This window comes from Autumnicola lenta (assembly GCF_031846515.1).
GTDB lineage: Bacteria > Bacteroidota > Bacteroidia > Flavobacteriales > Flavobacteriaceae > Autumnicola > Autumnicola lenta.
In genome coordinates, this window is the sequence record NZ_JAVRHO010000093.1 from 1 (window position 1) to 315 (window position 315).

The window sequence follows — 315 nt, forward strand, 5'->3', positions numbered from 1 at the left end:
CGTTTCCCGTAATATTGATTCATGTCTCCTGTTTCCTGATTCAATTTAAACGGCAGCTCAAAAATGCCAACTATCCACCTATTGTTTTTGTTAAGAATAAAAATAACAGGGCTTCGACAAGCTCAGCCGGACTGGCAAACTCTTTGTCCCCCTGAGCCTGTCGAAGGGTGGATTTCTACGGACTTTTTCTTACTGAAGTAACCAACAGCCTGGGGCGACATTCGTTTCCCGTAATCTTGATTCATGCCTCCTGTTTCCTGATTCAATTTAAACGGCAGCTCAAAAATGCCAACTATCCACCTATTGTTTTTGTTA

Annotated in this window: 1 protein-coding gene; it reads right to left on the reverse strand. The window is 42.2% G+C overall.

What is annotated here, in order from left to right; genetic code table 11:
- Window positions 1–122: 122 nt before the first annotated feature.
- Window positions 123–315: hypothetical protein (locus tag RM545_RS17555; protein WP_311496584.1), on the reverse strand; the 193-nt coding region annotated here is incomplete at its 5' end.